The organism is Tissierella sp. MB52-C2 (assembly GCF_030931715.1).
GTDB lineage: Bacteria > Bacillota > Clostridia > Tissierellales > Tissierellaceae > Tissierella.
This window is the reverse complement of record NZ_CP133261.1, coordinates 2,980,897-2,993,551: the sequence shown is the minus strand read 5'-3', so window position 1 is coordinate 2,993,551 and position 12,655 is coordinate 2,980,897. Positions and strand designations below refer to the sequence as shown.

Annotated in this window: 10 protein-coding genes; 7 read left to right on the top strand and 3 right to left on the bottom strand. The window is 33.6% G+C overall.

All coding sequences use genetic code 11. The features are described from left to right. The first annotated feature begins 85 nt into the window (after window positions 1-85). From RBU61_RS15260 to RBU61_RS15250, 3 genes are all read left to right on the top strand, one after another. On the top strand, window positions 86-853 hold the full coding sequence (locus RBU61_RS15260; RefSeq protein WP_308876489.1) for a LysM peptidoglycan-binding domain-containing protein: 768 nt from the start codon (window positions 86-88) through the stop codon (window positions 851-853). Window positions 854-981: 128 nt separating this feature from the next. Further along, the gene (locus RBU61_RS15255) at window positions 982-2,586 is read left to right on the top strand and encodes a CTP synthase (RefSeq protein WP_308876487.1); all 1,605 of its coding nucleotides are present in this window, start codon (window positions 982-984) and stop codon (window positions 2,584-2,586) included. Window positions 2,587-2,643: 57 nt separating this feature from the next. Then, the gene (locus tag RBU61_RS15250) at window positions 2,644-4,578 is read left to right on the top strand and encodes an S-layer homology domain-containing protein (protein ID WP_308876485.1); all 1,935 of its coding nucleotides are present in this window, start codon (window positions 2,644-2,646) and stop codon (window positions 4,576-4,578) included. Between the two features lie 95 nt (window positions 4,579-4,673). On the opposite strand, the gene RBU61_RS15245 is transcribed toward RBU61_RS15250, so the two are convergent. Genes RBU61_RS15245 through RBU61_RS15235 form a run of 3 tightly spaced genes read right to left on the bottom strand, consistent with a single transcriptional unit; the run spans window position 4,674 to window position 8,826 of the window. Beyond that, window positions 4,674-5,969: an ABC transporter permease gene (locus RBU61_RS15245; RefSeq protein WP_308876483.1), complete on the bottom strand. Its 1,296-nt coding sequence runs from the start codon at window positions 5,967-5,969 to the stop codon at window positions 4,674-4,676. Beyond that, window positions 5,962-8,112: a CARDB domain-containing protein gene (locus RBU61_RS15240; protein WP_308876481.1), complete on the bottom strand. Its 2,151-nt coding sequence runs from the start codon at window positions 8,110-8,112 to the stop codon at window positions 5,962-5,964. Before RBU61_RS15240 ends, RBU61_RS15245 begins: the two co-directional genes overlap by 8 nt. Further along, window positions 8,113-8,826 carry an ABC transporter ATP-binding protein gene (locus RBU61_RS15235; RefSeq protein WP_374212453.1) on the bottom strand — a complete coding sequence of 238 codons (714 nt, stop codon included), beginning with the start codon at window positions 8,824-8,826 and terminating at the stop codon, window positions 8,113-8,115. It lies immediately after the preceding gene. A gap of 236 nt (window positions 8,827-9,062) precedes the next feature. Here RBU61_RS15235 and RBU61_RS15230 point away from each other — a divergent pair, with 236 nt between their 5' ends. The 4 genes from RBU61_RS15230 (at window position 9,063) to RBU61_RS15215 (ending at window position 12,555) form a co-directional block, all read left to right on the top strand. Then, window positions 9,063-9,446 (top strand): hotdog domain-containing protein, encoded by a 384-nt coding sequence (locus tag RBU61_RS15230; protein ID WP_308876480.1) that lies wholly within the window; start codon window positions 9,063-9,065, stop codon window positions 9,444-9,446. Window positions 9,447-9,621: 175 nt separating this feature from the next. Next, a complete protein-coding gene (kce, locus tag RBU61_RS15225) occupies window positions 9,622-10,440 on the top strand; it encodes a 3-keto-5-aminohexanoate cleavage protein (protein WP_308876478.1) in 819 nt (272 codons plus the stop codon). Window positions 10,441-10,634: 194 nt separating this feature from the next. After that, the gene (gene arcC / locus RBU61_RS15220) at window positions 10,635-11,573 is read left to right on the top strand and encodes a carbamate kinase (protein WP_308876476.1); all 939 of its coding nucleotides are present in this window, start codon (window positions 10,635-10,637) and stop codon (window positions 11,571-11,573) included. 130 nt (window positions 11,574-11,703) lie between these two features. Beyond that, window positions 11,704-12,555, top strand: a complete 852-nt coding sequence (locus RBU61_RS15215; RefSeq protein WP_308876473.1) for a class II fructose-1,6-bisphosphate aldolase — start codon at window positions 11,704-11,706, stop codon at window positions 12,553-12,555. The last annotated feature ends 100 nt before the right edge of the window (window positions 12,556-12,655 follow it).

Below are 12,655 nucleotides of genomic sequence, written 5' to 3'. Positions count from 1 at the left end.
ATATAAAATTAAATCTAAAATGAACCAATGAACTTTCTTCGAATATACTATATTGAGTTGTAATTCAAATAAGGGAGGTTAAATTATGAATGCTAATCAATTTTGTCCAAATGGAATGCTTTATACTATTAAAGCAGGAGATACATTTTTTAGGATAGCTCAGACCCATGGTGTTTCTCTGAATGCTTTGATAGCAGCCAATCCAGGTGTAGATCCTAATAGGCTATTTATCGGTCAAGTAATTTGTATACCAACATCAGGTCCTGGACCTACTCCAGGTACTTGTCCTTCTGGAACCACATCTTATACCATTAGATCGGGAGATACACTTTTTATACTTGCACAAAGATTTAACACTACAGTTGAAGCAATAATCCGAGCAAATCCAAACATAAATCCAAATAATTTACAAGTAGGTCAAATAATATGTATACCAACATCAACTCCAGGGCCAGGACCTACTCCAGGTGCTTGTCCTATTTTAAGGCAGGGAAGTAGAGGAGCAGATGTAGTAAGACTTCAGCAACTATTAATAAGCAATGGATTTAATCCAGGAGCTGTAGATGGTATATTTGGAGCTAATACTCATTCGGCTGTTATAGCTTTCCAAAGAAGTAGAGGACTTGTGGCAGACGGAGTAGTAGGAGTAAATACTTGGACTGCACTGGGAGTAAATTGTAATCCATCAACTACTTGTCCTTCTGGAACCATATCTTATACTATTAGACCAGGAGATACACTTTTTATGCTTGCACAAAGATATAACACTACAGTTGAAGCAATAATGCGTGTAAATCCAGGAATAAATCCAAATAGTCTACAAATAGGCCAAATAATATGTATACCTCAATAAAATAAAGAACCCATGGGTTCTTTATTTTTTTATTAAAAAAATTTCTAAATAATTGACTTATTTTTTTATATAAGATAAACTAATAGGATAGACTATATGAAAAGAGGATTCGAGGAGGTTTTGGTAAAGTGCCAACTAAATATATATTTGTTACAGGCGGTGTAGTTTCATCCTTAGGAAAGGGAATTACTGCAGCCAGTTTAGGACAACTTTTGAAAAGCAGAGGGCTTAAAGTCACTATTCAAAAATTTGACCCCTATATAAATGTTGATCCAGGAACAATGAGTCCATATCAGCATGGAGAGGTATTTGTTACAGATGACGGAGCGGAAACAGACTTAGATTTAGGTCATTATGAAAGATTTATTGATGTGAATTTAAATAAAAATAGTTCAGTTACCACTGGTAAAATTTATTGGTCTGTACTTAATAAGGAAAGAAAAGGGGAATATAATGGAGGAACAGTTCAAGTAATTCCTCATATAACAAACGAAATTAAAGAAAGAATCATAAGGGCGTCTAAGGAAAGAGATGTAGATATTGTAATTACTGAAATAGGTGGTACTGTAGGAGATATTGAGTCTCTACCTTTTCTAGAGGCTATTAGACAGATTAAATATGATGTAGGCAAAGAAAATGTAATGTATTTACATGTAACTTTAGTTCCATTCCTATCTAAGGCTGGAGAATTAAAAACTAAGCCTACACAACATAGTGTAAAGGAATTAAGAGGACTTGGAATTCAACCAGATGTTTTAATTTGCAGAACTGAAGTTCCTCTTGCAAAGGATTTAAAGGATAAGATAGCCTTATTCTGCGACTTGGATCCATCAGAAGTAATAGAAAACAGTGATGCATCAACTATTTATGAAATCCCTTTAATGTTGGAGAAAGAGAGACTTCCGCAATTAGTTATAAATCATTTAAATTTAAAATGTAATGAACTTGATTTAACAGAGTGGAACAAAATAGTTGAAAGTATAAATAATCCTCAAGGTCATGTAAGAATTGGTCTAGTAGGTAAATATGTTGAGTTAAAAGATGCTTATCTTTCTGTATCGGAATCTTTATGTCATGGTGCTATTGCCAATAATGTAAGTGTAAGTATAAAATGGATTCATGCTGAAGAAGTAAATGATGAGAATGTAAAGGAACTTTTATCTGATGTAGATGGAATTTTAGTTCCTGGAGGCTTTGGAGATAGGGGAGTAGATGGAAAAATTTCAGCTATTAAATATGCTAGGGAAAACAAGGTACCTTACTTAGGAATATGTCTTGGTATGCAATTAGCAGTTGTAGAATTTGCTAGAAATGTGGCAAATCTAAAAGGCGCCCATAGTTCAGAGTTGAATCCAGAGGCGACTTATCCAGTTATAGATTTAATGCCGGAGCAAAAGGATGTTGATACACTAGGCGGTACATCTAGATTAGGATTATATCCTTGTAAGGTAAAGGAAAATAGCAAGGCTTTTGAAATATATAACGATGAAATAATATATGAAAGACATAGACATAGATATGAATTCAATAATGAATACAGAGATATGCTTAGTGAAAATGGTCTAGTCATATCTGGAATGTCTCCTGACGAAAGATTAGTTGAGATAATTGAACTAAAGGATCACCCATGGTTTGTAGCAGTTCAATTCCATCCAGAATTTAAATCAAGACCGACAAAGGCACATCCATTATTTAGAGAGTTTATTAAGGCAACAATTAAAGATAATGAATAGTGAGACTTCCATAGTTATTTAGTAAAAGACTATTCACGAAAAAAGGGGGGCTATATAATGAAGAAGAATGTAAGATTGAAAAAAGGCATGACTACTATTTTAGCTTCAGCATTACTGGTATCGTCAATCCCAAGCTATGGTGCATCACCAAGGTTTAAGGATGTACCTGCCACTCACTGGGCTTACACCTATGTTGAAAATATGGCAAAATTAGGCTATATTTCAGGAACTGGTAATGGGGTATTTTCTCCACAAGCAAGTTTGAATTTTGATGCAGCCATGAGTCTAGTTGCTAGACTTTCTAATCCAGGAGAGGCTGAAAGGTCTAAGGCTCTAGGAAGTTACGAATCTTTATTAGATGAATTAAAGATAGAATCATGGGCAAGGGAAGGACTAGCTGTTTGTTTATATAGAGATATAATTTCAGAATCTCAATTGAGAGATGTAAGCAAGAAAGGACTTGTAAAAAAGCCTATTAAAAAGGCGGATATAAGTGAGTACTTAGTTAAGGCCATGGGTTTAGAAGAAGAAGCTCAAAGTAAGTTAGTTGTGGCTTTACCTTTCAAAGATGTACTTAGTATTGAAGCACGTCAAGCTAAATATGTACAAGTATTGCTTGAAGCAGGAGTTTATGATGCTAAGGGAAATGGCGATGGTACTTTTAAGCCTAACTCTTATTTAACAAGGGATGTAATGGCGAAGATGATGTCAACGGCATATGATTATATGGGGGGTAATACATCTACTCCAACTACACCTACAAACCCTACAACACCAGGATCAACACAAACAGATAGGGTAAGCGGGGAAATAAAGATACTTACTGAAGTTGGAACTGAAAAACTTGTGACAGTTACAGATAAAGTAAAGGGAAACGTTTCATATAGAGTGTTAAATACATCTATAATAACTGTAGATGACAGGAGTGCTACTTATTCTTCCTTGGCTGAAGGGCAAGATGTGGAATTAGAAGTAAAGAGAGGCACAAATGAAATAGTAAGTCTTAAAGCTAAATCCATGGAAGAAAATATATCCGGTAAAATTAAATATATAAATGCTGCTGGCTCAAAGATGACTGTAGAATATACAGAGGGAAGTAAGACTCTTTCTAAGGAATTTAATATAGATAAAAATGCTGATATATACCTAAATGATAAATCAGTACATTTGAATGAATTAAAAGAAGGAGATTTAGTAGATATAAAAAGCAGAAATAATTTAATCTATGATATAGATGGTGAAAGTAAAATTAAAAAGGTAGAAGGTATTATAAAAGAAATAACTCCTGTAAAGAATAGTAAAGATGAGGAGTATACTATTACCATAGTAGATAGCAAAGACAAAGACAAAGATAAAGTATATGAATTCACAATAAATAATAAGTCTTATATAACTAGAAATAATAGAACTGCAAAGGTAGGAGATTTAAAGGTAAAAGATGAGGCTTATGTTGAAGCTGAGTATAACATAGTAAAGGATATAGATGCAGAAGTAGTTAGAAAAAATATCAAGGGTCAGATTATAGAGCAAAGTACTAGGCTTCATCAAAACATAGAAGTAACAGTATTAAATCAAGAAACTAAAGAGGAAGAAAGATATACTTTAGGTAAAGAGATTTATATTAGAGTAGATAAAGTGGTTACAAGTCCAACGGATTTAAAGACAGGCTATTATATAGAGGCCCTTGTAGAAGGCGATGAAATCATTGAAATAGAAGCAGACTCCAAAGGATTAGAATCAACTTTATTAGGCAAAATTGATCATATTAATTCTAGAAATAATGAGATAATATTAATTATAGAAAACACAGACCTGGATGATTCAAAATATGGGGATGAAATAACAGTTCGTGTTAAGAAAGATGCAATTATAGCAGATAAAAACCTTAAAACAATTTCCTTTTCATATTTAGGGAGAGGAGATAGAATTCTTATAGCAGGAACATATGATGGATTCTACTTTGTGGCAGATACTGTACAGCTAAGAAAATAATTGCCAATTAGCAATAAAAAATAAAGCATAATAAAAAAACTTGGACTCTTAAAGGTCCAAGTTTTTTTATTGGCAATAGTCTATTGTCAATTAATCTATTCTGTTTTTATTGCCTCTAAGGCTGATAAATTCATGGCACGTCTTGCAGGGAAGTAGCCTGAAACTATACCTATAAGTGCTGAGAAAACCATGGCTGCCAATACTAACCATATTGGGATTATAGATATTTTTGTAGAACCTGATCCCATGGCTTGCCCAAATGTGGCACTGAATTTATTTATAATTAAAGAAATCAAATAGGAAAATCCTACTCCAAATATTCCACCAGTAAGTCCAATTAATGCAGACTCAAATAAGAATAATCTTTTTATATCCTTTAGGGAGGCACCTATTACTTTCATTATACCGATTTCTTTAGTTCTTTCATAGATACTCATTACCATGGTATTTGTAATACCTATGGCTGCAACTAGTAATGATACTGCACCGATTCCACCAAGGACTGCTTGGATTACTGCAGCTTGTTTTTTCATAGATTCTAACTCATCATTTAAACTATAGGCCTCATAGCCCATGTCTTTAATAGTTTTTTGTACTTCTTGAACATTCTTCATATCATTTACTTTAACATTTATTTGATCGTATCCCTTACCTTTTTTACCCTTCTCAGGCTTTTGGTTTTCTGATTTTTCTTTTTCTTTTATAAGATTTTGTAAATCTTCAAGGGGCATATATATACCATAGTTAGTTTCCCAGTTTCCCTCTGTTAAAACTCCTGCCACTTTAATTTTATATTCCTTATAATTTGCATTATTTTGTCCAGGACCAGACCATCCATAGTTAGGATCTAAGGTCAGAGTCATTCTGTCCTTCATTAAATTAATCTTTGGTTCTCTATAAGTTCTTGCCTTTGGTTCATAGAAGTTATATTGCATTTGACCTCCGAATACTACAGTAAGACTATCCCTATTATTTAAAAGTCTGCCTTCTGCAACCTCAAATCCAAAGTCTTCCATAGAATCAGGGTCTATTCCCCTAATGGAACCTGATGCAACATATCTCCCATTTATAATAGAGCCATAAGTTTGAAGAGTAGGGCTTACTGCCACTACATTGTCTAAAGACTTAAAAGTTTTCACTGCCTTATCATCCAAGGCCATTTCTTTTTTTCCAGGTAGAGGGGCTTCCCAACTTTTATGAACATTTACAGTAGTCAAACTACCCCATTGGGCAATTTGATCCTCAAAAGCCTGACTCATTCCAAAACCTAGACTAAGCATTACTATAATGGAACTAGCTCCTATGATTACTCCAAGGACTGTAAGAAAGGTTCTTAGTTTTCTTCTCCACAGATTTTTAAATCCCATTCTGAATAAGTCTAAATTATTCATCTAGTGCTTCTTCCTTTTGTTTTTTCTTTTTCTTATAAAAGAAATATCCACCAACAGATGCTGCCACAATGGCTAAAATAGACCAAAGCCATTTTGAAGTAAGAATTCCTTTAATTCCACCTTTATTCATATCGCCATCTGGTGGGAAGTCTTCAGGAGATTCTTCCATTGGGGGCGCATCCATTACATTTAATGTAAATTCTTTTCTTAATTCTTGGGTTTGACCTGTGGAGTCTTCATAAGTAAAAACTACTGCTCCTGTTAATTCCCCTGGCTCATTTGGAATTACTGTTCCTTCAAAATATTCGCTGCCGCCACTATCAAAATTACCTACATAGTAGCTGCCATTTTCCGTTTGGAAATCTCCTTCTAACTTAACCATCATATTGTATAATGTGACTTTACCTGTATTATAGAATTCTAAAGACACAGGTAATGGTTGACCTACTGCTGCTTCTGGATAAACACCTAATTCTGCAGTTTCAAGTCTTGACTGTTGTACTACAGGTACTCCTATTAACTCAACATCCTTTAGCTCTGTACCCTCATTATCCTCATATTCAAAGTTAGCTGTTATGATATGAGTCTTTGCTACAGCATCAGGAACTGTAAACATAGTAATAGTCTTTTCTACTCTACCTTTAGGTGATATAGAATCAATATAGAAAGTATTGGAACTATCTACTGGTGTAAAGGCTGAACTGGCACTAATTTCCTTGTCAGTAGAATTTCCAGCAGCTTCTGCTGTCAAGAATATCTTGATATTTCTTACAGTTTTTTTGCTGGAAGTATTGTAGAAGGAAAGAGTCATTTCAAAGTTTTCTCCTGCCTTAACTAGCTGTGGGTCAAAACTATATTTATCTATAATTAGTTTTGGTTTACCCTTAGTCGGGTCACCTTTTTCCGGAGCCAATACAAATATTCCTACAAACTGTTCTACAGTATCTTCCTTCCCTAAATCATCCGTATATTTTACTGTGATTTCTATGGGATAATTTTTAGTTTCAGCAGCCTGTGTACTTAAAAATTTGAATTCTAAGTTTTGGGAATCCTGTGGTGCCAGTGAATCTAGTTTTATAATACTTACAGATTTAGGTACTACTCCTGCTGGATCTGTACTTTTAGCTTCAACTATTATATTTTTTGCATCTGATTGACCTTGGTTTCTAATACTAAATCCTACAGTTGCCTCTTTATTTTGTCCAATAGAACCTGTTGGATAAGTTAAATTTTCAATTATCAAGTTAGAAGATTGACCTTGATTTGAGGCAACTGTTATGAAGAAATTATTTTCTTCAGTAATAGCCTCACCCTTTGAATTTTTATAAGTTAAATTTAACTTTAATTCATGGTTTCCAGAGGATATTTTCTTTGATGATGTTAATTCAAAATATACATATTTCTTGCTGCCAGATGATATGGATTGTATGGTTCTACTATTTACACCACTGGCTAAGGCAAATCCATCACCAGATAGACCACCTAAAGATACTTTAACATCTTCAGCAGCAGCACTACCACTATTTTTTATATTAAAACCTACTGCAATAACTTCTCCAGCCTTAACATTAGGTGAAGGCAGTATATCTACACTTTCTACTATAAGTTGAGATTTAGTTTTATCTTGTGTAACACGTACATTGATATTTGCTTTTGTAGTAAACTTTTCTGCAGGTAATTCTTCTTCTTCATATATGGTTTTGCCATTTTCATCTTTTATGACATTGCCTTCCTTATCCTTAGAAGGCACTTCACGATAACCAGGTTCACCATAGTAAGTTATTTCAAGTGGTAAAGAGTAATTCTTTCCTTCTGCATCTGGATCTATTTTTACTCTATATGATAAAGTTCCACTTTCACGATCTCTCATACTTCTTATATTATCATAGGAAGAGCCATCTACATAGACCATTCCAGTTCCAGTAGGGTCTTCACTAAGGTTTCCTGTAATATTTTCTGCATATCCATATCCTGTGTTTGTAAGGTCTACTGATATAGATATACTTTCTCCTGGTTTTCCTTGATAAGTAGTTGAGCTAGTGACTATTATATTAGGAACACCATCTCTGTAGGCAAATCCTGTACTTGGTACTTGTAATATAATTAATATTGCTGCTAAAAAAATACTTAAAAATCTTTTCATCTAATTTGCTGCCCCCTTTATTATGTTTTCATTTTCTATAATCTTTTCTATAAACCCATCTCTCAAGCTAACTACTCTATGGGCATAATCTGAGATTTCCACATCATGGGTTACTATTATCAGGGTTTGTTTAAGGTCATAGGCCATACCAGTAATTAAATCCATGATCTCCATTGTTGTTCTTGTATCTAAGTTTCCAGTTGGCTCGTCGGCAAATACTATTTCAGGCTTACCTACAAAGGCTCTGGCAATACTTACTCTTTGCTGTTGTCCCCCACTCATTTCAGATGGCTTATGATGAAGCCTTTTTCCAAGGCCTACATCGACTAATATCTGTTTTGCTAACTTTTCCCTTTCAGCTTTAGGTACTCCCTGAAATGTAAGACCTAAACTTACATTTTCTAGAGCTGATAAAGTAGGGATTAAGTTATAGGATTGAAAAACGAAGCCTACATATCTTTGACGAAATTTAGTTATGTCTCTTTCGTTCATTTTATGTATCTGATATTTTCCTATGATGATTTCACCCTTAGTAGGCTTTTCAAGTCCAGCCATCATATTTAATAATGTGGATTTGCCTGAACCAGATGTACCTAACAGACAGATAAACTCCTCTTTTTTTATAGATAAGCTTACATTATCTAAAGCAATAATTTTTTCATCTCCCATTTTATAGACTTTTCTCAAGTTTGTTAATACAATTAAATCATTCAAAAATAAACTCACCTCCAATAAATCCCGCTTAATACATTTTATCACAATATACACTATTAAGTGGTTACAATATTATTAAAGTTTATTGATAAATTTAATAACTTATGGGAAAATTTTACTTAATCTTATTTATAGAAGCTCTTTTCCCAATTCACTAAGAATTCTAAAACATAATTGTGAACTGATTATCAATATGATATAATAAGCATAAATAAAAATTCTCAAGGGGGTTCACTATGGAAAAAGCTATGATTAGACTTAGAATGAGTACACAGGATGCTCATTATGGTGGAAACTTAGTAGATGGTGCTAGAATACTAGCATTATTTGGAGATGTGGCTACAGAATTACTTATTAGACATGACGGAGACGAGGGACTGTTTGTAGCTTATGATAAAGTAGAATTTACAGCGCCAGTTTATGCAGGAGATTTTATTGAAGCAGTAGGAGAGATTGTAAAGGTGGGAAATACTTCTAGAAAGATGGTATTTGAAGCTAGGAAGGTAATAGTGCCTAGACCAGATATAAGCGATTCAGCCTGTGATCTTCTAGAAGAACCTATGGTAGTATGTAAAGCAGAAGGAACCTGTGTAGTACCGAAGGATAAGATAAGAAAGTAAAGAAAACAGTTAATAGTTAATAGTGAATAGTGAAAAGTTAAAACCAGTGAATAATGAAGGATTCGTCATTATAAGCGAAGCGAAGTAAATAGTTTCAAGTTTACTTGAAACCACCAAAAACTATTAATTATTAACTATTAGTTATTCACTAAAAACATATAGGGGGGGCGTTTTTATGGAAAAATTAATTATTACAGCTGCTATTTGCGGTGCTGAGGTAACTAAGGAGAATAATCCTCAAGTTCCTTACACTGTAGAGGAAATAGGTAGAGAAGCGGAATCAGCTTATAAAGCTGGTGCAAGCATAATTCATCTTCATGTTAGAGAAGATGATGGTACTCCAACTCAAGACAAAAATAGATTTAAAGCTTGTATGGATGAAATATTAAGAAGATGCCCCGATGTTATAATTCAACCTTCCACAGGTGGAGCAGTTGGTATGACTGATGAAGAAAGGCTTCAACCAACGGAACTAGGACCTGAAATGGCAACTTTAGATTGTGGTACCTGTAACTTTGGTGGAGATGAAATATTTGTAAATACTGAAAACACTATAAAAAACTTTGGTAGACTTATGATTGAAAGAGGAGTTAAACCAGAAGTTGAAGTATTTGACAAGGGTATGATTGACTATGCTATTAGATATGCTAAACAAGGATTTATAAAAGAGCCTATGCATTTTGACTTTGTACTAGGAGTACAAATGTCAGCAAGTGCAAGGGATTTAGTATTTATGGTAGAAAGTATACCCCATGGATCTACTTGGACAGTGGCAGGTGTTGGTAGACATGAATTCCCTATGGCGGCCATAGCAATAGCAATGGGTGGTCATGTTAGAGTAGGATTTGAAGATAATGTATATATAGAAAAAGGAGTATTAGCTAAATCCAATGGAGAATTAGTAGAAAGAGTTGTAAGAATAGCTAAAGAACTAGGTAGAGAAATAGCTACTCCAGATGAAGCAAGAGAAATATTAGGACTAAAGAAAAAATAGATAATATATAAGTATCAAAATCGGTATCATCTTGTTGGATTAATATACTAAGAGATGATGTTATACTGGATTTGATACTTATTTTTTTCTAATTAAATAGGTGCAAATATTAAAAAATATATTTATAATAGAAGATGATATGGATTTATAGATAAAAGGGTCGTTTTATTTTAAAAGTAAGAGGGAGGAATATTATGAAGAAAAAGGTAGTTATAGCTCTAGGTGGAAATGCCATACTTCAGCCTAAGCAGGAGCCAAGTTATGAAACTCAATTGGAGAATGTAAGAAAGAGTTGTGAAGTACTTGCAAGATTAGTGGAGGAAGGGTATCAGTTAATAATAAGTCATGGAAATGGACCTCAGGTAGGCAATCTTCTTAGACAAAATGAAGAGGCAAAGGAGGTTGTACCTCAAATGCCTTTAGATGTATTAACTGCTGAGACTCAAGGATTCATTGGATATATGATTCAACAATCTTTAAAAAATGAATTAAATAAGTTAGGAATAAATAAAGAAGTTATAACTCTAGCAACTAGAGTGGAAGTATCAAAGGATGATGAAAAGTTTAAAGATCCAAGTAAGCCTATAGGTGCATTTTATACTGAGGAAGAAGCTTTAGTTTTAAAAGAGGAAAAGGGATGGATGCTAAAGGAAGATTCAGGTAGAGGATTTAGAAGAGTAGTAGCTTCACCGAAACCCATAAGGATATTGGAAAAAGATGTTATAAAAAAATTAGTAGATGAAGATATTATAGTAATTGCAGGTGGCGGTGGTGGTATTCCTGTAGTTAAAGAAGAGGATGGCACCTACTCTGGTATAGAATCTGTAATAGATAAGGATTTAAGCAGCTGTAAATTAGCAGAGGAAATAGAAGCAGATATATTTATGATTTTAACAGATGTAGATAATGCGTTTATTAACTATGGAAAAATTGATGAAAGATCTATAGAAAAAATTAGTATAGAAGAATTGATGAAATATGTAGAAGAAGGACATTTTGCTAAGGGAAGTATGGGTCCTAAAATAGAAGCTGCCTTAGAGTTTGCAAAAACTGGCGGAAAGTCTCATATATGCTCATTATTTCAAGCCAGAAATTCCCTGCAAGGAAAAAGTGGAACCATAATATCTAAGTAAATAACTCCGGTTTTTTAATGCCTGGCATTAAAAAACGGAGTTATTATAATTAAATTGTTGTAATTTGTAGCTGTAATAGTTTAGAAATTTGATATAATAGTATATAATAATAAAAATGGAGGTTGTACTAATGTTAGTTACGGGGAAAGAATTATTGTTAGATGCACAAAAAAAAGGATATGCTGTAGGAGCTTTTAATATTAATAATATGGAGATAATTCAAGCTATTATTGAAGCTGCTGAGGAATCAAATTCTCCAGTTATTCTTCAAGCTAGCCAAGGTGGTATTAAATATGCAGGAATTGAATATATATCCGCTCTAGGAAAACTTGCAGCTAGAAATGCTAAGGTTCCAGTGGCGCTTCACTTAGACCATGGTACAGATTTTGATCAAGTAATGTTATGTATTAGACATGGTTTCTCTTCTGTAATGATTGATGGTTCTAGATTCCCATTAGAGGAAAATATTGCATATACTAAGAAAGTAATAGAAGTTGCTAAGGCTGTTGGAGTTTCCGTTGAAGCAGAATTAGGAAAGATAGGTGGAACTGAAGATCATATTACTGTAGATGAAAAGGATGCTACTTTTACTGATCCACAGGAAGCTTTAAGATTTGTAAATGAAACAGATGTGGACTTTTTAGCCATAGCTGTAGGAACTGCCCATGGAGTATATAAGGGAGAGCCGAAGTTGGATTTTGATAGAATAAAGACCATAAGAGAGACTATATCTGTACCATTGGTACTGCATGGTTCATCAGGAGTTTCAGAGGATGCTCTTAAAAAAGCTATCTCTCTAGGAATTTCTAAAATAAATATAGATACAGACCTTAGAATAGCCTTTGCTGAAGGTGTAAAAAACTTTATAAAAGATAACCCAGATAATATTGATCCAAGGAAGATTTTAGCACCAGCTAAAGAGCAAATGAAAGCAAAGATTAAAGAAAAAATGGAGATATTTGGCTCAGTTAATAAAGCTTAGGATTTATTATAGATAACCAACAAGAAATCATAATAAAAAATACTAAGAGAGTGGATTTGCAGAATATGGAATAACTCCCAATGAATGAAGCTATAAAATC